18 protein-coding genes are annotated in these 20,853 nt (G+C 70.3%); 9 read left to right on the forward strand and 9 right to left on the reverse strand.

Annotated features, from left to right (window positions below):
• Positions 1-4 precede the first annotated feature (4 nt).
• A complete protein-coding gene (locus tag VGJ14_18270; protein HEY2834373.1) occupies positions 5-928 on the forward strand; it encodes a hypothetical protein in 924 nt (307 codons plus the stop codon).
• The gene (locus VGJ14_18275; protein ID HEY2834374.1) at positions 925-2,400 is read left to right on the forward strand and encodes an NAD(P)/FAD-dependent oxidoreductase; all 1,476 of its coding nucleotides are present in this window, start codon (positions 925-927) and stop codon (positions 2,398-2,400) included. Before VGJ14_18270 ends, VGJ14_18275 begins: the two co-directional genes overlap by 4 nt.
• Positions 2,401-2,482: 82 nt before the next feature.
• Here VGJ14_18275 and VGJ14_18280 read toward each other — a convergent pair whose 3' ends face one another.
• From VGJ14_18280 to VGJ14_18295, 4 genes are all read right to left on the reverse strand, one after another.
• A complete protein-coding gene (locus VGJ14_18280) occupies positions 2,483-3,934 on the reverse strand; it encodes a trypsin-like peptidase domain-containing protein (protein HEY2834375.1) in 1,452 nt (483 codons plus the stop codon).
• Positions 3,935-4,050: 116 nt separating this feature from the next.
• Positions 4,051-6,213: a transglycosylase domain-containing protein gene (locus VGJ14_18285; protein ID HEY2834376.1), complete on the reverse strand. Its 2,163-nt coding sequence runs from the start codon at positions 6,211-6,213 to the stop codon at positions 4,051-4,053.
• 179 nt (positions 6,214-6,392) lie between these two features.
• A complete protein-coding gene (locus tag VGJ14_18290; GenBank protein HEY2834377.1) occupies positions 6,393-6,716 on the reverse strand; it encodes a hypothetical protein in 324 nt (107 codons plus the stop codon).
• Between the two features lie 139 nt (positions 6,717-6,855).
• Complete coding sequence (locus VGJ14_18295) at positions 6,856-8,439, reverse strand: hypothetical protein (GenBank protein HEY2834378.1); 1,584 nt, start codon at positions 8,437-8,439, stop codon at positions 6,856-6,858.
• Positions 8,440-8,655: 216 nt separating this feature from the next.
• Here VGJ14_18295 and VGJ14_18300 point away from each other — a divergent pair, with 216 nt between their 5' ends.
• Positions 8,656-9,606 carry a hypothetical protein gene (locus VGJ14_18300; GenBank protein HEY2834379.1) on the forward strand — a complete coding sequence of 317 codons (951 nt, stop codon included), beginning with the start codon at positions 8,656-8,658 and terminating at the stop codon, positions 9,604-9,606.
• 13 nt (positions 9,607-9,619) lie between these two features.
• Here VGJ14_18300 and VGJ14_18305 read toward each other — a convergent pair whose 3' ends face one another.
• The 3 genes from VGJ14_18305 to VGJ14_18315 all read right to left on the reverse strand — a co-directional run bounded on the left by VGJ14_18305 (position 9,620) and on the right by VGJ14_18315 (position 12,554).
• On the reverse strand, positions 9,620-10,165 hold the full coding sequence (locus VGJ14_18305; GenBank protein ID HEY2834380.1) for a TIGR03086 family metal-binding protein: 546 nt from the start codon (positions 10,163-10,165) through the stop codon (positions 9,620-9,622).
• Positions 10,166-10,223: 58 nt separating this feature from the next.
• Positions 10,224-11,426, reverse strand: coding sequence for a hypothetical protein (locus tag VGJ14_18310; protein ID HEY2834381.1), 1,203 nt, complete (start codon positions 11,424-11,426; stop codon positions 10,224-10,226).
• Between the two features lie 162 nt (positions 11,427-11,588).
• On the reverse strand, positions 11,589-12,554 hold the full coding sequence (locus VGJ14_18315; protein HEY2834382.1) for a kelch repeat-containing protein: 966 nt from the start codon (positions 12,552-12,554) through the stop codon (positions 11,589-11,591).
• 116 nt (positions 12,555-12,670) lie between these two features.
• On the opposite strand from VGJ14_18315, the gene VGJ14_18320 reads away from it, so the two are divergent.
• From VGJ14_18320 to VGJ14_18330, 3 genes are all read left to right on the forward strand, one after another.
• Positions 12,671-13,345, forward strand: a complete 675-nt coding sequence (locus tag VGJ14_18320; protein HEY2834383.1) for a rhomboid-like protein — start codon at positions 12,671-12,673, stop codon at positions 13,343-13,345.
• A gap of 3 nt (positions 13,346-13,348) precedes the next feature.
• The gene (locus tag VGJ14_18325; GenBank protein HEY2834384.1) at positions 13,349-14,119 is read left to right on the forward strand and encodes a maleylpyruvate isomerase family mycothiol-dependent enzyme; all 771 of its coding nucleotides are present in this window, start codon (positions 13,349-13,351) and stop codon (positions 14,117-14,119) included.
• Between the two features lie 208 nt (positions 14,120-14,327).
• Positions 14,328-15,296: an NYN domain-containing protein gene (locus VGJ14_18330; protein HEY2834385.1), complete on the forward strand. Its 969-nt coding sequence runs from the start codon at positions 14,328-14,330 to the stop codon at positions 15,294-15,296.
• A 52-nt stretch (positions 15,297-15,348) separates the two neighbouring features.
• Here VGJ14_18330 and VGJ14_18335 read toward each other — a convergent pair whose 3' ends face one another.
• A complete protein-coding gene (locus VGJ14_18335) occupies positions 15,349-16,413 on the reverse strand; it encodes a nitronate monooxygenase (protein HEY2834386.1) in 1,065 nt (354 codons plus the stop codon).
• A gap of 56 nt (positions 16,414-16,469) precedes the next feature.
• Here VGJ14_18335 and VGJ14_18340 point away from each other — a divergent pair, with 56 nt between their 5' ends.
• The 3 genes from VGJ14_18340 (at position 16,470) to VGJ14_18350 (ending at position 18,805) form a co-directional block, all read left to right on the forward strand.
• A complete protein-coding gene (locus VGJ14_18340) occupies positions 16,470-16,904 on the forward strand; it encodes a TIGR03618 family F420-dependent PPOX class oxidoreductase (GenBank protein ID HEY2834387.1) in 435 nt (144 codons plus the stop codon).
• Complete coding sequence (locus VGJ14_18345; GenBank protein ID HEY2834388.1) at positions 16,901-17,941, forward strand: TIGR03857 family LLM class F420-dependent oxidoreductase; 1,041 nt, start codon at positions 16,901-16,903, stop codon at positions 17,939-17,941. The genes VGJ14_18340 and VGJ14_18345 overlap by 4 nt, the downstream gene beginning before the upstream one ends.
• A gap of 108 nt (positions 17,942-18,049) precedes the next feature.
• A complete protein-coding gene (locus tag VGJ14_18350) occupies positions 18,050-18,805 on the forward strand; it encodes a hypothetical protein (protein HEY2834389.1) in 756 nt (251 codons plus the stop codon).
• Between the two features lie 63 nt (positions 18,806-18,868).
• Here VGJ14_18350 and VGJ14_18355 read toward each other — a convergent pair whose 3' ends face one another.
• On the reverse strand, positions 18,869-20,851 hold the full coding sequence (locus VGJ14_18355; protein HEY2834390.1) for an efflux RND transporter periplasmic adaptor subunit: 1,983 nt from the start codon (positions 20,849-20,851) through the stop codon (positions 18,869-18,871).
• Positions 20,852-20,853: the final 2 nt, after the last annotated feature.

A 20,853-nucleotide genomic window follows, 5' to 3' on the forward strand; every position in this document is an offset into this window, starting at 1 on the left:
AGCAATGGCGCTGGACCTCGACGAGATCCTCGTCAAAATCAAGGACCGGCAGTGGGCATTGGCCGACTTCTACTGGGACGCCCCCGGTGCCGAGCTGATCACCGACGAGCAGCGGCCGAAGCTCAAGGCGTTCATGGCCGACCTGGTGTGGATCGAGCAGGTCGGCGGGCGGGCGTTCGCCGCCATGGCGACCAAGACCGACGACGACACGCTGCGCGAGATCTACACCTACTTCCACGCCGAGGAGCAGCGGCACGCCAACGCCGAACTGGCGTTGATGAACCGCTGGGGCATGTTGTCCGAGGGCGAGATCCCCGAGCCCAACGTGAACATCCGGCTGATCATCAACTGGCTGGACCGCCACGCCGACTCCACCCCACTGGCCACGCTGGGCACCATCATCCCGATGCTCGAGGTGGCGCTGGACGGCGCGTTGCTGAAATTCCTGCTCGAGGAGGTGCACGACCCGCTCTGCCACCAGGTGTTTTCGAAGATCAACGCCGACGAGTCCCGTCACCTCGCGGTGGACTTCCACGTGCTGGAGACGTTGGGCGCGGGCCCGCTGTATCGGCTGTGGATCAACGGGTTGGGCACGCTGCTCACCCCGCGCACGCTGATCGGGCTGCTGTACTACACCCCGTTGCTGTCCAAGATGCGCGACAACATCATCGCGATGGGCCTGCAGGAAGACCGGCTCTATGACGCCATCGGCCGGTTCGGTCGGGTGGGCGACCGCAGCCCCACCACCGGACGCAACCCGGCTTACCAGGTGCTGCGCTATCACGGCGAGATGGTGGCCAACCGCAGCCACCCGTTCCACCGCTTCGTCGGCAACCCACTGGTCGCGGTGTCCGGGTACTACCCGCGCCGGTTGCTGCGCGGCCTGCCGTCGTGGATCTCCGAGCTCACCCACGAGCCCGCCGCATGAGCGCCCGCCGGGTAATTCCGCCCGCTACCACGCTGATCATCGGCGCCGGGTTCGCCGGGCTGGGCGCGGCGATCCGGCTGCGCCGGGCCGGGCACGACGACTTCGTGATCCTGGAACGTCGCACCGAGATCGGCGGGACCTGGCGGGACAACACCTATCCGGGTGCGGCCTGCGACATCCCCTCGGTGCTGTACTCCTACTCGTTCGCGCCGAACCCGCAGTGGTCGCAGTTCTACTCCGACGGCGAGGAAATCCTGCGCTACCTGCACCACCTGGTCGACGAATTCGACCTGGCACCGTACCTGCGGCTGGGCCGCAACGTCACCTCGCTGGAGTGGGACGAGCGGCGCGGCACCTGGACCGCGCACTGCGAGAACGGTGAGCAGTTCCGCGGGCGCACCGTGGTGTTCGCACCCGGCCCGTTGTCCAACGCCGGCCTGCCCGCGATGCGCGGCATCGAGGACTATCGGGGCATCAAGATCCATAGCGCCAAGTGGGACCACTCGATCGACCTGACCGGCAAGAAGGTTGCGGTGATCGGCACCGGTTCCAGCGCGGTGCAGATCATCCCGGAGTTGGTGAAGGACGCGGGCAGCGTCAAGGTTTTTCAACGCACGCCGGGGTGGGTGCTGCCGCGGCTGCAGTTCGGCACGCCGGGCCCGGCCAAGGCGCTGTTCGGCAAGGTGCCGTTCGCGCAGAGCGTGATGCGTCGCGCGGTGTTCGCCGCGCACGAGTCCATCGCACTCGGCGTGGTGTGGTCCTCGCCGGCCACCAAGGTGGTGGAGCGCGCGGCGCACCTGCAACGCCGCGTCCAGGTCTCGGATCCGTGGCTGCGTAGGCAACTGACTCCACATCATAAGATCGGCTGCAAACGCATGCTGATCTCCAACGACTACTACCGAGCGTTGCAGGCCGACAACTGCAAGCTGATCACCTGGCCGATCGCAACGCTGAGCCCGGTCGGCATCCGCACCGCGGACGGCGTCGAGCACCACGTGGACGCCATCGTGTTCGCCACCGGGTTCGACGTGGCCAAGACCGGCACCCCGATCCCGATCACCGGCCGCGGCGGCCGCACGCTGGATGAGGACTGGGCCGGTGGCGCGTATGCGTACAAGAGCATGACGGTGTCCGGCTACCCGAACCTGTTCTTCACCTTCGGCCCGAACTCCGGGCCGGGGCACAATTCCGCGCTGGTCTACATGGAGTCCCAGATCGACTACGCGGTGGCCGCTATCTCCCACCTTGTTGCCCAGCAACTGCACTCGGTGGATGTGCGTGCCGATCTGGAGCAGCAGTTCAACACCGACATCCAGAAGCGGCTGGCCCGCACCAACTGGAACTCCGGGTGCCACAGCTGGTACCTCACCGACGACGGCTTCAACGCCACCATGTACCCGGGCTTCGCCACCCAGTACGCCCGGCAGCTGGCCCGATTCCGCTCGGCGGACTACACGTTGCGCCGGGCGTAGCGCCGGTGGGGCGCTGCCACACACACGTCCGGCCGATCCGTGGCGATGCCCACGGGTCGGCCGGACGTCGGGGGTGGCTTGGTTACTGCGCCGGGCCGGAGCCCAGGGTCACCGTCGCGGTGTGCTTGGCGCCGTTGCCGTCGGTGTAGCTCACGCTGACCGGGTCACCGGCCCGGTGGGTGAGGATGGCGTCGGTGAGCGCGGTCGGGGAGTTCACCTTGGTGCCGTTGATGGCGGTGATGGTGTCGCCACCCTGCAGGCCGGCCTTCGCCGCCGGTCCACCGGAGACCACCTCGTCGATGAGCACGCCGTTGCCGTTGCCGGTGGCCCGGTCCGACCGGATCATCACGCCGAGGATCGGGGTGGTGCCGATGTGCACGCCGTTGGAGGTGTCGCCCTTCTCGATCGCCCCGGCGATGTCCAGCGCCTTGGCGATCGGGACCGCGTAGGCGGACGACGCCGCCGAGCGCAGCGAGGAGAACTCACCCGCCGTGTCCATGCCGACCACCTCGCCGGCCGAGTTCACCAGCGGGCCGCCGGAGTCGCCGGGCTCGATCGGGGTGGTGGACTCGATCAGGCCGCCCACCGACTCCGGGCTGCTGCCGTCCTCGCTGGTGGCGGTGATGCTCTGGTTCAGCGCGGTGACCGTGCCGGACGCCCAGCTCGGCGTGCCACCGGCGCCCTGCGCGTTGCCGACCCCGATCACCGCGTCGCCTACCTTGGCCGCTGTCGGGGCGATCTTGGCGGTGGTCAGCCCGGAGGCGTTCTGCAGCTGCAGTACGGCCACGTCATCGCCGCGGTCGTAGCCGACCACCACGGCCTTGTAGGTCTTGCCGTTGTCGACGTCGGTGGCGGTGATCGAGGTGGCGCCGGAGATTACGTGGTTGTTGGTGAGGATCTCGCCGTTCGGAGTGAGCACGATGCCGCTGCCCGCGCCCTCACCGTCGTTCAGCGTGACGTTGATGTCGACGATCGCGGGGGAGATGGCGGTGGCCGCGGCGTTGGTGCCGGTCGAACGGCCGGAGCCGCCGTTGCCGAGCAGGCCGCCGAGCGGGCCGTTGCCGCCCTGACCCTGGCCCTGCAGCATTCCCTGCAGGCCCTGCTGCAGGCCGCTGAACGGGTCGGACTGCCCGGAGCCGTCGTCCTGGCCGCTGCCGGCGCCGTTGCCGAAGCGGAAGCGTGGGAAGGTCAGGCCGGAGTTGTCCTGCTGCTGGCCGCCGTTCTGCGGGACGGTGACCGTGGTCGGGGTGGTCTGGTTGTCGTTGGTGGCGTGCGCCACCGCGCCGTGGAAGGCGAGCATGCTCACCGCACCCAGGACCGCCGCGATGCCGGCGATCACCGGGGTGGGCAGCTGCCGCGGCAGCCTGGACAGCGAGAACTGCCGGTGCTGCGTCGGCGGCTGCCAGGGCTGCTCGGGCTGCTGCGGTGCGGGTGCCTGCCACCACGGCTGCTCGGGCTGCGCCGGCTGCACGGGCTGCTCGGGCTGCCAGGACTGCCACGGCTGCTCGGGCTGCTGCCCTGCGTTCTCTTCCATGTCCCTGAACCCCCTGTCCGATGTCCCCAATGCGGCGACAGGACGATGATTGCCCGGCCGGCTTCGTGCGATCTGATGATCGGCTTTGCGCTATCTGTGGATCACCCGACGGAGCGTCACTTCTTCTTCTTCGGCGTGTCGCCCGGCGGGGTGTACGTGTAGGTGACGTGCGCCTTGCGCGGGTCCCCCTCGCCCTTGGTGCCGGTCAGCCAGTCCGGATCGGCGGCATGGAAGGTGGCCTTCGGTTGGCCGCGCAGCGCGGCGTTCATCATTTGCTGCCAGATCGGCGCGGCCACACAGGCACCACAGACCTGGTCATAGTGGGTGCCGCCGATGGTGATGTTGTTCATCTTGTAGCCGTAGCTGTCCGGATCACCGACCCAGATCGACGTCGACATCTGCGGGGTGTAGCCGGTGTACCAGACGGCGACCGCGCCGTTGGTGGTACCGGTCTTACCGGCCGCCTGGCGGTTGTCGTTCAACGTGGCGTTCTGTCCGGTACCACCCGGCTGCATCACCGACTGGAGCAAATTGGTGACCACGTCGGCCACCTGCGGCTTGATGGTCTGCGCGCAGTTCGCGCTGGGTGCCGCGATGGAGCTGCCGTCCGGGCGGGTGATCGCGTCGATGGCGATCGGGTCGCAGTGCTTGCCACGTGCGGCGAAGGTGGCGTAGGAGTCGGCCACGTTCAACGGTGAGACCTCGTTGATGCCGAGAGTGAACGGCAGGTACTCGCGCAGCGGCGTGCCGTCCGCGCGGTGTTGACCGGCCGCCTGGGCCATTTGCACGGTCTCGCACAGCCCGACCTTCTGCTCCATCTGCGCGAAGTAGGTGTTCACCGATTTGCGCAGCGCCTCGCGCATGGTGATCACCGGGCCGTACACGTTGGGCTTGTTCTCGTCGTTGGACGGGTGCCAGCCGTCGGCGGGCACCTTCTTGCCGTCGCAGCTCAGCTGCGAGTCGAATCCGCCGATGGAGAACGGTGAGTCGATCTTGTACTCGGTGCCGTACCCCTCGTCGACCGCGGCGGCCGCGGTGAACGCCTTGTTCGTCGAACCGTCCTGGAAGCCGTTGCTGCCCCCGTACGCGTGGTCGACGGCGTAGTCCACGGTGGTCTGCCCGTCGCCGGTGCCGTAGGGCCGGCTCTGCGCGATGGCCAGGATGCGCCCGGTGCCGGGCTCCACGGTGGCCATCGCGGCGGCCGCCCGGTCGGTCGGGTCGGTGCGGTCGGCGATCGCCTGGTCGGCGGCGGCCTGCGCCTGCGGGTTCAGTGTGGAGCGGATGGTCAGCCCACCGCGGTAGAGCAGATCGAGCCGCTCGGCCTCGGTGGAACCGAAGTCCGGGTCGTTGGCGAACACGTGCTGCACGTAGTCGCAGAACCACGGAACGGTCGAGGCGTCGCAGCCGTTGTGCATGCTGGACAACCGCAGGCCCAGGTCGCTGTTCTGCGCCTCGGTCATCTGCTCGGTGGTGATCACGCCGACGTCGCGCATGCGGGTGAGGACCAGGTTGCGCCGGGTCTTCGCGGCGTCCGGGTTGGTCACCGGGTCGTACTCCGTTGGGCTGCGCACGATGCCGGCCAGCAATGCCGACTCGGCCAGCGAGAGGTCGGCGGCGGGCTTGGAGAAGTAGTGCCGGGCGGCCGCCTCCACCCCGTAGGCGTTGTCCCCGTAGTAGGCGATGTTCAGGTAGTTCTCGAGAATCTGATCCTTCGTCAGCTTCTTTTCCAGCTCGGCGGCGTAGCGCAGCTCCTGCACCTTGCGCTCGATGGTCGGCGCATGTGCGGCGGCGATCTTGTCCGGGTCGCCGTCGGAGAGCTGGATGAGCAGGTTCTTCACGTACTGCTGGGTGAGCGTGGAGCCACCCTGCTGGCTGTCGCTGCTCTGGTTCTTGACCAGTGCCCGCAGGGTGCCCTTGAGGTCGATGCCGCCGTGGTCGTAGAAGCGGTAGTCCTCGATAGCAACCTGGGCCTGGCGCATCACCACCGAGACCGAGGACAACGGCACCGAGATGCGGTCCTCGTCATAGAACGTGGCGATGCGGGTGCCGTCCGCGGCCAACAGCACCGAGGCCGCGGCGGGCGGAATCGTCGGTAGGTCGGCGGGCAGGCCCTCGTAGTAGTCGGCGGCCTTGGTGGTGGCGATGGCGGCGGAGCCGACCATGGGCAGCACCGCGCCCATCACCAACGCGCCGGACACCACCGAGACGCCGAGGAACCACCCCGCGGCGCGCAACGTTTCCCCCGCGGTCCGTCTGCGGAACCGCCTTTTGAAGCTCATCCCCCGAAGCCCTCCCCGCCCGCCGGGCGCATCCCGGGCGGACGACCGCCCGGCGAGGCCAGATCAGAGTGGGGTTTGGATCTTGGTCGTGCTTGGGCCTTGGCCATGAATCAGCTGTGGACATGCGAAGGCCGGTCCGACGTGCCCTGCGCAACGTCGGACCGGCCAGTTCCAGGTTGTCAGGCAGCGCGGCGGTTCTGGGCGCCCTCCATGCCGTGCTCGACCATCGCGGCCAGTTCGAGGAAGACCCGCCGGGCCCCGGCCAGCATCTGCTCGGCCAGATCGAAGGCGTACTCCACGGCCTCGGTCGGGCGCGTCACCGCGGCCGGCAGGAAGGCACGGAAGGCGTCGGACGTGGCGGACACGAAATCGCTGACCGCGACCTCGGTGTGCTTACGGACCTCGACGAGGCTCGGGGCGGCTGTGCCCGCGGGCCGCGGGCGCTGACCGGGGTTGCGGCGGGCCGTGCTCTCGGCCGCGGCGTCGATGGTGGCGGTGGTCATGGGATTTCCTCCGTGTTTGCGACGGTGCGACTCCTCAAGACTCCGGTCGCCGGGCAAGGGAGGCCTGTCCGTGGCCGCACCGGGACATGAACAGCGGGGGAAACGCGGGCGTGGGAGTCACCTACCGCGCGAGTCGGCGTCAGCCCAGGGCGATCTCGCGCAGCGCGGCCCGCAACAGCGTCGCGGTGCCGTCCCAGGAGTCCGCCTCGGCACGGCAGAGACTTGCTTCCTCCTCGTCGCCGACCATCGATCCCTGCCGCCACTCGATGGCCTGGCGGGAACACTCGATGATCAGTGCCAGCACCAGATCGGTGTCGTGCCGGCAGATCCGGGCGACCTGCGCGGGGCTGAGCACGCCCTTGTCGGTGGTCAACTGCACGATGGTGGCCAGTGCCGGATGCAGCGTGTCCGGGTCGGTCCCGCCGTTCGGTTGGGCGGCGGCCTCGCCGTCCTCGAAGAACCGGCGACCGCCGATCTCCGCGCGCAGTCGATCGTCCATCTCGTCGGCCAGATGCATCATCACCCCGACCGCACCGATGAGCAGTTCGGGCACGAACGGGTCGCACCAGAGTTCCTGGTTGGCCATCACCCGGCCGCCGGTCCAGGTCAGCTTGGCGAACCGGATGGTGCGGTTGGCGCGGTTGATGCGCTCCAGGGCCAGCGCATCGCCGGGCGCACCGAGCAGCAGTGGCGAGAACAGCTCGACCACCGGGGCGTCGGCGGCGACCCGGACGAACACCATCGCGCTGCCCGCGCGGATCGCGATGTCCCCGTCCGCATCGCGCAGTACCGGCTCCTGGAAATGCTCGGCGAGCGTTCGCTCCACCTTGCTGCGCAGGTTCTCGGTGTCGCCGAGGGCGGCGGTCGGGATGAGGCCGGGCAGTTCCAGGAATGACGGGTGCGGCACGCCGAACACGTCGCGCACGGTGGCCACGGTCATCTCGACCAGACGGGCGGCCGAGGAGCGCGGCAGGTCCGCGACGAAATTCGCCGAGCCGATGGAGAATTCGTCGCCCGGCGTGGCATCCGGGGCCGTCCACCCCACCGCGAGCAACGCGTGGGTGCGCGCCTCGGACAGCCGCAGGCGGGCATCCAGGTACGCGTCGCCGGACACCTCGCCGCGGACGGAATCCGCGCCCATGCCGAGGATCTGCACGTAGGGCGCGGCGCCCTCCAGTTCGGCCGGGTCCAACGCGGTAGGCAGGCCGATGATCATCGAGTCGGCGGCGCCCAGGTCGGCGACGGCGCCGAGCAGACGGTCCGCGAAGGAGGTCCAGGCCGTGTCGATGGCCACGTCCAGGTCGAACGATGAGCTGGGCCGGCGGGCCATGCCGGCCTGCTCGGCGGTCTCCGGTACGCCGCCCCGACCGGGGCCCGGCGCATCCTCCTCGCCGAGGTCGTGAAAGGCGATCAGCACGGTGCGCCGCAAGGTCTCGGCGTTGCGGCAGGACTGCAGGTAGCGGACGTCGTCGCCGAGGGAGGCGTCGCCGAGCCCGGCCGCGCGTAATTCGGTGGCCACCCAGGCGCGGGCGTCGGTGTCGCGGATCAGCCAGCCGTCGCGCAACGTGCCCCACAGGTCGCGCACGAACTGGGTGGTGGGTCGAGCCCCGTAGCGGCGTTGCAGGGCGACCAGGGTGTCCTCCCCGACCAGGCTCAGTTCGGTGGCCAGCTCGTCCAGCAACTCCGGTGGGATCGACTCCCAACGGAACCGGTAGCGGGGCATCGGTAGGTCCTCTCGTCTTTCCCCTGACCTTACGCACGACTGAGCCGAGCGGACGAGGGCACGCTTTTCGCCCTCGATCCCGAGGCGATGGAAGTGCGTTGACGAGCGCAGCGAGGAACAGTTGTCCACAGGCGGCGCGATCTGCTGCGGACACCGGTGTCGGGACGGCAGGGTGCGGGTCAGCGGTCGCGTCGCGGCCCGCAGGACGGGGGAGAGATGTCGAACAGGCACCGGATGAAGGACACGTGGCACACCGGGACGGGGGCGTTCGACGCGCGGCTGTCCGGCCTGACGGCGCGTCAGTCACAGCAGGTGCGCGACCTCATGCGCACCTCGCTGGCCGAGCGGGGCATCGAGGTGGCGGTCTACGCCACCCATCTGCGGGCCACCGACGGCCGCCAGTTCGGGCTGAACACCATCGCCTCGATCTGCCACAACGCACGGGAGGCGGACTGGCCGCGGGTGATCAGCACGTTCCTCGACGATGCACTGACCCGTTTCCCGCAGCAGCCGCCGGCGCTGACCGCGGAGCAGTTGCGCGCCGGTACCCACCTGCGCCTGGCACTGGTCGAGGCAATGCCCGCGGACTGGGCCTCGTCGTATCAGTACACGCGCCGGTTGGGCGGCGGGTTGATGGAACTGCTGGTGCACCGGGACGGGGACTTCGTGCGCTGGTTGCGCGACGAGGACGTAGCCCTGGTCGGCTACGACGAGTTGATCACCATCGGGTTGGCCAACTTGATCGCGGCCGATTTCGACCACCTGGACGTGTTGGCGAGCGAACGCGGCCCGACCTATTGGCTGCGCGGGGAGTCGGGGTTCGTGGCGAGCAAGTTGCTGGTGCTGCCGGAGATCCTGCGCGTGCTGCCGTGCGCGGAGATCGACCCGGCGCACGGCGTGCTCCTAGCGGTGCCCACCCGGCACGACCTGGTCGTCACCCCGGTGAACTCGGGCGTGGTGTGGAACATAGCCAGGCTGATGTCGGTGGTAGCGCAGGAGTTCAGCAGCGGTGTGGCGCCGCTGTCCCCCCACCTTTACTGGTGGTGCGAGGGAGCGGTGCACCGGCTCACCGAGGTTGATCGCACGGGCATGCTGGAGCCCGCCCTGCCCGAGGAGTTCCTCGCGGTCACCGAGGGGCTCTGGGAGGGCGGCATCGACGCGGCATGACGCCGGCGACGAATCAGACCTCCCGCCCCACGAAGCACATGAGTTGGGTCACCGCGTCCGCGCCGGGCGGCGGTTCGACGGCCGGCCCGAACAGGCCCGGCCGACGGATCATCGCGTCCAGCGGCTTGAGCCCCTCCAGGGCACCGGCCGCGGCCTGCTCGTCGACCTTCTCATCCCCCCCGGTGGCCCGGGCCACGTCCCAGGTGTGGATGAGCATGTCCATGCACTGCAGACGCCCGATCAGCATCTCGTAAGGCATCGGGCCCATCGGGCCGTCGATGACCTTGCCGGCCCGGGCCGGGTCGGCCAGCGCGTCCTCGACGGCGGCGCGGGCCGCGGCCCACTCCGCGGGCACGTCGCTGACCTTGCGCTCCTCGTGCGGGACTTCGTTGACCTGGTTCACCCAGGCACGGGCGTTGCCGATCACGTGGTCCATCACGTCCTGCGCGGTCCAGTCGGGGCAGGGGGATTGGTTGCTCCACGCGCCGGGCGGCACGGCCTGCACCCGGGCGGTCAGATCGTCGGCCAGCTTCCGGTAACGCGCGAGAGTCTCGGACATGGGTATTCCCCCAAGGTGTCGACGGCCACAGTCATCGGCACCTTACGACGCGGCGTACTCAGCGCAGGATCCCGGTGTGCCCGAGTGAGTACCGGCCGGGCTGCGGCCACACGCACAACCCGTGCGGGCCGGAGCCCACCGGGATCTTGTGCAGCAGCTTGCCGCTCTGCGTGTCGACCACGTAGACCACCCGGTTGTACCGGCCGGCCAGCCACAACTGCTTGCCGTCCACGGACAACCCGCCCATGTCCGGGCTGCCGCCACCGGGCAGCCACCACTTATTCGTGACCTCGCCGGTGGCGAAGTCGAAGGTGGAGATCGAGCCCTCGCCGCGGTTGGTGACGTACATGGTCCGGGAGTCACGGCTGATGTAGAGGCCGTGCGTGCCCTTGCCGGTGGGGATGAACCCGGTGAGCTTGAACTGGTCACCGTTGAGTAGGAACAGGCCGTCTTTGTGCATGTCGGCCACGTACCAGGTGGACCCGTCCGGGGAGATCTTGATGTCCTGCGGCATGCCGCCGGGCAGCGGCAGTACGCCCAGCAGCGAATGGTGCTGCACGTCGACCTTGAGCAGTTCGCCGGTGAACTCGCAGGTGACGATCATGTAGCGGCCGTCGGGGGAGAAGTCCGCGTGGTTCACCCCGTCGCAGGGCACGTCGAGGATGTGTTGGATGGACATGGTGTGCGGATCGCGGAACACGATCTGCTTGTCCTCCGAGGCCATCACCACTGCGGAGCGACCGTCCGGGGTGAAGTACAGGTTGTACGGGTCGTGCACCGGTACCGGCTTGCCCACCTCGCCGGTGATCGCGTCGATCGGGGTGAGCGAGTTGCCCTTGTCGTTGTTCACCCACAGCGTGCGCAGGTCCCAGGACGGCACCACGTGCTGCGGGTTCAGCCCGACGTCGATGGTGCGGATGACCCGGAACGTGGTCGGGTCGATCTCGCTGACCGTGTGGCTGTTGGAGTTCGGCACCCAGACCCGCGGCGTGACGTCGGCCAGGAACGGGGCCAGCGCGCCCGGCCGGTCGGCGGCGTAGAGGTCATTCGGGTCCAGCGGTGCGGGCATGCCGGGCAGCAGATCGAGGGCCGAGTGCGCCCCGGCCGGCACCGGCCCCTCGTCGGGCTGGGAGTGCTCGGCCATCACCGGGGCGGCCAGGGAGTGCACCGTGGGTCCGGAACAGGCCGACAGCACCGTGAGCGCCACGAGGGTGAGCGTCGCGGCGGCATCGCGCAGGCGACGCGTAGGTGAAGCGGGCATGGAGGGGCGTGCTCCTAGGTATGGCCTTGCGATGACAACCGGTCCGCTCTCGGGCGGCAGTCGCGAGCCCGGTTCTTCGCATGGTCGGTTCGGTGCTTCGGCAGTCCAACCCAAGATGTCCAGTTTGGTGCTCTGCTTACCAGTTGCGTCCCGTGGCGAGTGTTATGGCACGGTTTGGACCATGAAAATCTGCAGCCTCGCCGTCTGACGACTTCCCCCGGCCACGGGGCCACCGCCGGGCAGATAGATCCGGTTGCCCTCCGCGACCGCCTCCACTCCCTGGACCGCGAGCGGCAGATCGGATCCCTGGCGCCAGTGGTCGGTGGCCGGGTCGTAGCGCCAGGTCTGGGGGTAGACCCGGGTTTCGCCGGGATCCTCACCGCCGAGCACCCAGAACGCGCCGTCCAGCACCACCCCGGCACAGGAGTTGCGGCCCGCGGGCAGCGGGGCGGCGGTGGTCCAGGCGTCGGTGGTCGGGTCGTAGACCTCGTGCACCTGCAGGCTGCCCGGCCGACCGCCCACGACGTGGATTTTTCCGTCCAGCAGCCCGAACGCGGTGTGGTCGCGGGCGGTGGGCATGGCCGCGGCGATGGACCAGGTATCGGTGGCCGGGTCGTAGACGTCGTGCCGGGTGACGTCGCCGTGCCCGTCGCGTCCGCCGATAAGGTGGATCTTGCCCTGCAGCAGCACGGCCGCGGCGGCCGCCCGGGCGTCGGGAATCGGGGCGCGGGCGTGCCACCGGTCGGTGGCCGGGTCGTAGCGGTAGACGCCGGTGGTTGCGCCGTGCGCGTCGTACCCGCCGATCGCATAGACCGCGTCGGTGGTGGCCACTGCGGCCATGTGGTCCAGCGCGACGGGCAGCGGGGCGGCGGCGCGCCAGCGTTGGGTGGCGGTGTCGTAGATCAGGTGGGTGGTGGAGGCCGGATGGCCGTCCACATAGCCGCCGAGCACGTGGATGCGGCCGTCCAGCAGCGCCACCCCGACCTCGCTGACCGCGGTCGGCAGCGCGGGACCGTCGATCCAGCTGCCGGTGCCGGGGGTGCCGGTCGGGGTGGGGGCGGAGGGAGGTGTCGCCGGTGTCGCCGAGGGATGATGGGAGCACGCTGCCAGCAGCGTGACGAGTGTCATTCCTGCGATGCTGCGGCGGACCGACACGGGACGCATCATGCCTGCCCGTGAGAAGCTGAACCGCACCAGCAGGCAGGGAACTTTCTGATGACCCGTCAGTTCGCTCGGTCCGGCCGATGAGCCGCGGCGCGCCGGCCCTCGCGCGCACCCGGCGGTGGACCCGGGCCCGACTGACCACAGCCGGCGGCTGGCGGGAGTTCGTCCGCGGTCGGGACGTCGCGGTGGCCTACGCGATCGCGGTGGCGGGGACGGAACTGGTGCTGGGTCTGCTGCCCGACGACGTGCATCAGCGCACGGTGATCCGGTGCAGCACGAACCTCTACAACCTGCACCACAGCCCCATGTTCGTGCTCGCGGCCAGCGCCTTCGTGGTGAACAACGCGCTGTCGCTGTGGCAACTGCCGATCCTGGTCCTGGCCTACGGCGCCGCGCAGCGCTGGGTGGGTCGGGTCGCCACGGTGATCGTCGGGATCCTCGGCCACGTGGGCGCGACGCTGTTCGTCGCCACCGTGATGAGCGCGTCGCTCGCCCGCGGCCGCCTGGAGCGCAGCGCCGCGCACGTGTCCGACGTCGGGATCAGCTACGGCCTGATGTGCATCTTGGGCTTCATCATCACCCGGGTGCCGGATCGCTACCGCCCCGCCTACATCGCCGCGTTGCTCGCCTTCGCCGGCGGACCGTTGCTGTTCACCCCGACGTTCACGGCGCTCGGTCACGTGAGCGCGCTGACCCTGGGGCTTGGTCTGGCACTGTTGGCCGAGCAGGTGTCTGCCGCCACGGTGAAGGAGTAGGTAGTGCAGGAGATCGTTGACGCCCTGGCCGGCGAGCACGCCGCGCTGCGGGACCGACTGGCCGGGCTGAGCCCGGCGGACTGGGCGCGGCCCTCGCAGTGCGCCGGGTGGAGCATCGCCGACGTCGTGCTGCACATGGCGCAGACCGACGAGTTGGCCGGGGGCAGCGCCAGTGGGGATCTGGCCGGCGGCGCGGCGCAGGCCGGCTGGGACCTGACCACGCTGGGCAACGACGGCCCCGTCGACTCCGACGTCATCGCCGACGCTGCGGTGGTCACCGGCCGCGGCATGGACCCCGCGGAGTTGCTGGCCCGGTACACGAACGCCGCGGACCGGATGTGCACGGCGCTGCGTGCCTGCGACCCGCGCGCGCCGCTGACCTGGGTGGTGGGCCGCCTGCCCGCCCGCACCCTGGCCACGACGCGGCTGGCCGAGTGCTGGATCCATGCCGGCGACATCGGTTACGCGCTCGGCATCGAGCCCGAACCCAGCGAGCGGTTGTGGCACATCGCCCGGCTGGCCTGGCGCACGCTGCCCTACGCGTTCACCAAAGCCGGCCGTGCGCTGCACGGCCCGGTTGCGCTGCTGCTCACCGCGCCGGACGGCAGCACCTGGCACTTCGACCACGACGAGCCCGCCGACACCGTGGTGCAGGGCGACGCGCACGCCTTCTGTCTGCTGGCCGCGCGCCGGGTCGGCCCCGCGGAATCCGGCCTCAAGGCCGTCGGCCCGGACGCCGACGCCGTGCTGGAACTCGTCCGCACCTTCGCCTGATCCCACCCGCCCCGGCTTCCCACCCCGAAAGCGCAGAAGCGCACGTAAAACCACCGCATTTTACGTACGCTTCTGCGCTTTCGGGCGTCAAACCGTGGGGCGCCGCAACCGAACGGATGAGGGCGGACGGGACATTCGTCCGTTCCCGGACCGTGCCCCCGGCGGGACAGTGAGCCCAGCGACGCGTGCACCGGGGAGGGTGGAGGCGATGCGGGCTTACTGTTCGCTGTTCATCGACGCCGGGTACCTGATGGCCGCGGTATCCACCCGGGTCACCGGGACCTCGCTGCGCAGCGCCACCGACATGGACGTGCGCGGTCTGCTCGACGACGTGGCGGCCCAGGTGCAGGCCGACTGTGGGCTGCCGTTGTTGCGCATCCACTGGTACGACGCGGGCACCAAGGCCGGCACACCCGACCTGCGGCAGCGGGAGATCGCCGAACTGCCCCGGGTGAAGGTGCGGCTGGGCCGGCTGGGCCACAACGGCGAGCAGAAGGGCGTGGACCTCAAGCTCGCCCTCGACCTCATCGCCCAATCCCGCAACCGGGTGGCCGAGGTCATCTATCTGATCTCCGGCGACGACGACCTGTCCGAGGCCGTGGAGGCCGCGCAGGAACTCGGCGTGCAGGTGATCGGGCTGGTGGTGCCCGACGAGGCAGGCGAGGCGATCGCGGTGTCCCGGCATCTGCGGCAGACCCTCGACCGCACAGTGCACATCGACGGCGCGACGATCGATGAACGGGTGAAGCGGGCGATGGTCCTGCTCACGGCCTTGCCGACGCCGACCGCCGCCATCCCCAGCCAGCCGGCGCCGCGGCCCACGCCGTTGCTGGTGACGCCCACGCGACCGGCCGGTGCCGCCGTGCTCCGGCTACCGGTGCCGCCCCGTTCGGTGCCCGCCTATGTCACCAGCACCGGCTCGGGGGGTAGCTGGCCCGACGAGGGCCCGCTGGAGGATGCCGTCCGGTTCGTCGTGGACAAGGTGGTGCAGAACCTGTGGCGCACCGCCGGACCCGGCCTGCGCGAGGAACTGGGCCGTGGCCGGCCGAACGTCCCGGCCGATATCGACCGCACGCTGCTCAACGACCTGAGCAACAAGCTCGGCAACTACGACCTGTCGCAGCCGGCCCGCTTCGCGCTGCGCGACGCCTTCTGGGAGAGCGTCGACCGCCAGTAACCGCGGGTGGCACCCACCACCCCCGAGGCGTCGAAGAAGGGTGAGCCATAGCTCACGCCTGCTCGGACGCCCACCGGGTGGCGACGGCGCGGAGGGCTTCCTGCGTCTCCTTGTGCAGCCGGGCGAGCACGTCGGCGGCCGATTCGGCGACCGCCAACGGGTAGGCCTGGCCGGCCCACAGGTGCAGGTTCTCCCGGTTGCCGGTCTGCTTGGCGTTGGCCCGCAGCGGTGCGGTCACGTGATGGATCTGCGGGTAGGCGCTGATCGCGTCGGCGTTGTGGCGTGCCATGAACTCGTTGCGAATGCCGCGGGCTCGCCGGCCGCTGAACGCACGGGTGACGGCGGTGAGCGGGCCGGGGGAGGAGATCGCCTCCCGGTGCACCGGCGCGGTGCCCGCCTCCGGGCAGAGCATGAGCGCGGTGCCGATGGCCGCCGCCGATGCGCCGGCGGCGAGCACCGCGGCAATCGCGCGCCCGGTGGCGATGCCGCCCGCGGCCACCATGGGTAGGTCGACCCGAGCGGCGACCAACTGAAGCAGCGTCAGAAGGCCGATATCGGCGGGGTGCGCATCGTCGAAGCTGCCCCGGTGCCCACCGGCCTCGAAGCCCTGCACAGCCAGGCCATCCGCGCCCACCGCGGCCGCCGCTTCGGCGTCCTCCGGACAGATCACTGTCACCCACGCCACGCCGCCGGCCGCGTGCACCCGTTCCACGTCCAGCGCCGAGGGGCAGCCGAAGGTGAACGAGACGATCGGCACCCGCCGCGCGCAGACCATCTCGAGCTTCTCGAGGGACCAGTCCTCGGCCCAGCGCGGCGCGCCCAACTCGACGCCGGCCGCGGTCGCCGCCGGCTGGATGCGGTCGGTATACGCCGCCACCCGGTCCTCGTCCGCCCCGTGTCCGGGCGGGGCGAACAGGTTCACGCCGAACGGGGCGTCGCCGATCTCACCGGTCAGCGTGTCCAGGTTGGCGGACAGCGCCTCGACGCTCTTGTAGCCGGCGGCCACGAACCCGAGCCCGCCGGCTCGAGTGACCGCGGCGCTCAGCGCCGGGGTGGACGGGCCGCCGGCCAGCGGCGCCTGCACGATCGGGACGCGAAGGGAATCGAGACTGAACACGTTCAGCACTGTACGAGCCGATGCGCCCTGCCGGTCCCAATGGTTAGCGTGCTCACATGGTTGCCATCCCCGCGCCGCTGCGCGAACTCATCGAATCCGGCCCGCTGGCTCACCTGGTCACCCTGGACCCCGACGGCTCGCCGCAGGTCACGATCATCTGGATCGGGCTGGACGGCGACGACATCGTCAGCGGCCACATGAACCTGTCCAAGAAGCTGCGCAACGTGGCGCAGGACCCGCGGGTGGTGTATTCGCTGGAGGCACCCCGCACGCCGGGGGTGTTCCTCGCCGAACACGCGGTGCTGCGCGGGCACGCGGTGGTCGAGGAGGGCGGCGCACACGCATTGCTCACCAAGCTCGGAAAGATCTACGTGGCCCCGGAATTCGCCTTCCCCAGCGCCGATCAGATTCCCGGCGTGCCCGCCGACAGCCAGGGCTTCATCCTGCGCACCACCGTGGACCGGGTCACCGGAATGGGACCGTGGGCGTGAGCCAGGAGTTCCCCGAACTGGGTTGCTACGTGCTGCCCGGTGGCGCGGCAGATCCGCGCGCCGCGATCACCGAGGTACAGACCGCGGAGGAGCTCGGGCTGGGCACCGCGTTCATCTCCGAGCGGTGGAACGTCAAGGAGTTGGCCTCGCTCAGTGGCGCGCTCGGTGCGGTCACCTCACGCATCCGCATTGCCACCGGTGCCACCAACATCAACGTGCGCCACCCGGTGGTCACCGCCGCCTGGGCGAGCACGCAACATCTGATGACCGACGGCCGGTTCGTGCTCGGCGTGGGTCGCGGCGTCTCGTTCGTGTTCGACATGTTCGGGCTGCGCGTGGCCACCACCGCGCAGGTGGAGGACTTCGCCGGGCTGATGCGCCGGTTGTGGAACGGCGAGGTCGTCGCGAACCACGACGGGCCGGTGGGCCGCTATCCGATGCTGGTGCTGGACCGCAGCTTCCGGCTGCACATACCGATGGCGCTGGTGGCCTTCGGTCCGCAGTCGCTGGAGTTGGCCGGCCGCGCCTTCGACGAGGTCGTGCTGCACACCTTCTTTGCCGATGAGACGCTGCAACGTTGCGTGCGCACGGTGAAATCCGCCGCCGAGCGAGCCGGGCGGGATCCGGACACCGTGCGTGTCTGGTCGGTATTCGCGACGCTGCCCGATGACCTGTCGCATGAGGAGATGCTGCGTCGCTCGGTCGGCCGGCTGGCCACCTACCTGCAGGTGTACGGCGACCTGCTGGTGCGCACCAACGACTGGGACCCGTCCGCGCTGCAGCGGTTCCGCGCACACCCGATCGTGCAGTCCTACGGCAGTGTCATGTTGGACGGCAAGGCCACCGTCGCCGAACTCGAGGCGCTCGCCGAGGTGATCCCGCCGGAGTGGTTGGCCCCGGCTGCCTACGGGTCGCCGGAGCAGTGCGCTGCCGCCGTTCGCCATCAGCTCGATCTCGGCGCCGACGCGGTAATCCTGCACGGCGTCGTCGCGCAGGACCTCGCGAAGATCGTGGCGGCGTACCGCGGAGGGGTGTGACGTGCGGCGTCGCATGGGGTCCGGCCGTCGTGTCCGTGGCCAGAAGTCGTCGATATGTGTCCACCGCCGCACTGGTGATCGTCCGACTCGACGTCTACGCTCCGGCGCATGAGCGCGCCGGCAGGAATCGATTACGACTGGGCCGTCCGCACCGGCGGCAACCTGACGAAGGGTCAGGGGCGGGCGCTGGCGCGTCCGCTGCTGCGCAGCATCGCGCGCTATCCCGGCCTGCGGCTGCGGCTGGCCACCGGCCGACGCGGCAACGGCGGCATCGATCTCGACACGCTCGCCATCCCGGACTCCCGGTTGGCGAAGGATGCCGAGGCCGAGGCTCAGGAGGTGCTCAGCGCGTCGGTGCGCGAGCACTCCTATCGGACGTTCCTGTTCGGCATGTCGCTGGCGGCGGTCGACGGCGTGGCCGTGGACGTCGAACTGGCCTACGTCTCCTCGTTGTTGCACGACCTTCACCTCGAGCACCCGACACCCGGCCGCTGCTTCGCGGTGGTCGGCGGCCAACGGGCCGAGCGCTTCGCGCTGGACCGTGACGTGCAGCCGGCGCGCGCGGCGCGCATCGGCGCCGAGGTCGCCGGCCACATCACGGCGGGCGCGATGGAGGACCTTGGTTCGCCGGGCGGGTTCGTGTCCGCGGGCGCCTTCGTCGACGTCTCCGGCGGCCGCATCGACGAGCTCGACCCGGCCTGGGTCGACGCCGTGCTCGTCCGCCATCCGCGGCTGGAGTTCAAGCGGGTTGCGCGCGCCGCGTGGGCGGCGGAGTGCAAGGCCGTCCCGAACGGCCGCGCCAACTGGCTGCGCGTGTGGGCGACCTTCCCGCTGCTGGTCCGCATGTCACCGTTCGACGAATGAGTCCGAAAAGCCGTGGCCGACGATCCCGCCGGATGGGATCGTCGGCCACGGAGCTTGTGGGGACTAGCCGCCGCGACGGGCGCCACCGCCGTTGGCACCGCCACCGAAGTTGCCGCCTGCGGCGCCGCCGGTGAAAGTGCCGCCGCCGAGGCCGCCGCCGCCGAAGCCGCGGGTATTGGTCGAGGTGTTACTGGCCGGCACGTCCTGGGAGGGGTCGGCGATGACCACCGACTGACCCGCCGTCACACCGCTGGTGATCTCGGTGACCGTGGAGCCCACCGCACCGGTGGTCACGGTCTGCCGGGTGGCCTTGCCGTTCTGCATGAGCACCACGAAGCCGTTGGCGCCGGTGCCGGTGGCGGTCACCGCGGAGTTCGGCACGGTCACCACGTTGCTGACCGCCTTGAGCGTGATCGCCACGGTCGCCGCGGCACCCTCGGCCAGGCCGTCGGCCGGGTTCGGTACCACGATGACCACCGGGTAGGTGCTCGACCCGTTGGAGCTGCTCGGCAGGATGCCGATCGAGTCCACCGTGCCCGCCGACGGGGCGCTCGCGCCGTCCGCGGTGACCTGTGCGGTCATCCCCTTCTTCAGCTTCGCCGCGGTCGTGGCGGGCACGTCCAGGCTGACCTTCACCGCGCCGTTGCCGAGGATCGTGATGGTGTTCGACGTCGACGCGCTGGAGCTCTTGGTGATGCCGACGCTGCCGACGATGCCGTCGATCGGCGCGGTCAGCACCGCCTCTTCGCGGTCCTCCTGCGCGGATTCCAGCGCGGCCTGCGCGGCGAGGATCGCCGCGTTGTCCACCGCGACGCGGGCGGCCGCGTCGACCGGGTCGAGGGTCTGACCGCCGCGACCGCCGCTGCCGGAGCCGCCGGTGGTGGTGGAGGCGCCGCTGCCGGTGCCACCGGTCGAGCCCTTCGAGCCGGTGCCGGAGCCGCCCTTGCCGGTGGAGCCGGTCGCGCCGGTCCCAGTGCCGGTGCCAGTGCCGGTGCCGGAGCCGGTGCCGGTCCCAGTGCCGGTACCGGCACCGCCGGTGTTACCGGTCGGCTGCGCCTTGAGGTTGGCCACCGCCTGGTCCATGGCGGTCTGCAGCGCCGTTTCCTTGGTCTGCACGTCGTTCTGGTCGGTGGCGACCGCGTCCTGCAGGTCGCTGACCGCCTTCATCGCGTCGATGCAGGACTGCAGGTCTGAGGTCGACGTGGAGTCGCTGGTCTCCACCGAGGTGGTGTGGGTCTCGCTGTCGGAGGACGGCGTGGCCGACGGGGTCGGGTCCGCCGAATCGGTGGGCGCCGCGCTCGGGTCCGACGTCGGGTCGCCCGACGGGTCCGGGCTCGGGGTGCTGTCGCCCGAGCCGGTGTCCGTCGAGCCCGCGTTGAATACCGGGTCGCACGCGGTGTCGCGGGCCTTGACCGCGTCGCTGACCTTCTGCAGGTCCGCGGTGGCCTTGGCCAGCGCGGTGACCACAGCCCGGGTCGGGGCGGCCAGGTCGACCCCACCGACCGTGGTGCTCGCGCCGGTGCCGGTGCCGGCTCCCTTGCCGGAGCCGGGCTTGTCCGAGCCGGTGCTGGGCGTGGGGGAGGGCGACGGGGACGGTGTGGACTTGGTACTGGAGCTCGACGAAGAGGAGGTAGTGCTGCTGCTCGTCGAGGCGTCCGCGGCGGTCTGGTCGGTCTCCAGCGTCGCCTTGGCCCTGGCCAGCGTGGCCTCGGCCGCGGTCACCGCGGCGTCCAAATCGGACGGGTCCAGCTCGGCCAGCACCTCGCCCGCGGAGACCTTGTCGCCGCTGGCCACCTCGACCTTCTTCACCGTCCCGGACACCCCGAACGAGGCGTCCTCCTGGGTGAGCTTGGCCACCGTGCCGGTCAGCGTGACCAGCTGGTCCACCGACCCGACCGAGGCCAGCCCGGTCCGGTACTCCGGCGCGCTGTCCCCGTGCCCGGCCCAGGCCATGCCCGTGCCGGTGATGACGATGCCGCCGAGCGCGATCGGCACGCCGCGGCGCAACAGGACCGTCTTCCGGTCACGCAGTACGGAGGGCAACATCT

Source organism: Sporichthyaceae bacterium, assembly GCA_036493475.1.
Lineage (GTDB): Bacteria > Actinomycetota > Actinomycetes > Sporichthyales > Sporichthyaceae > DASQPJ01.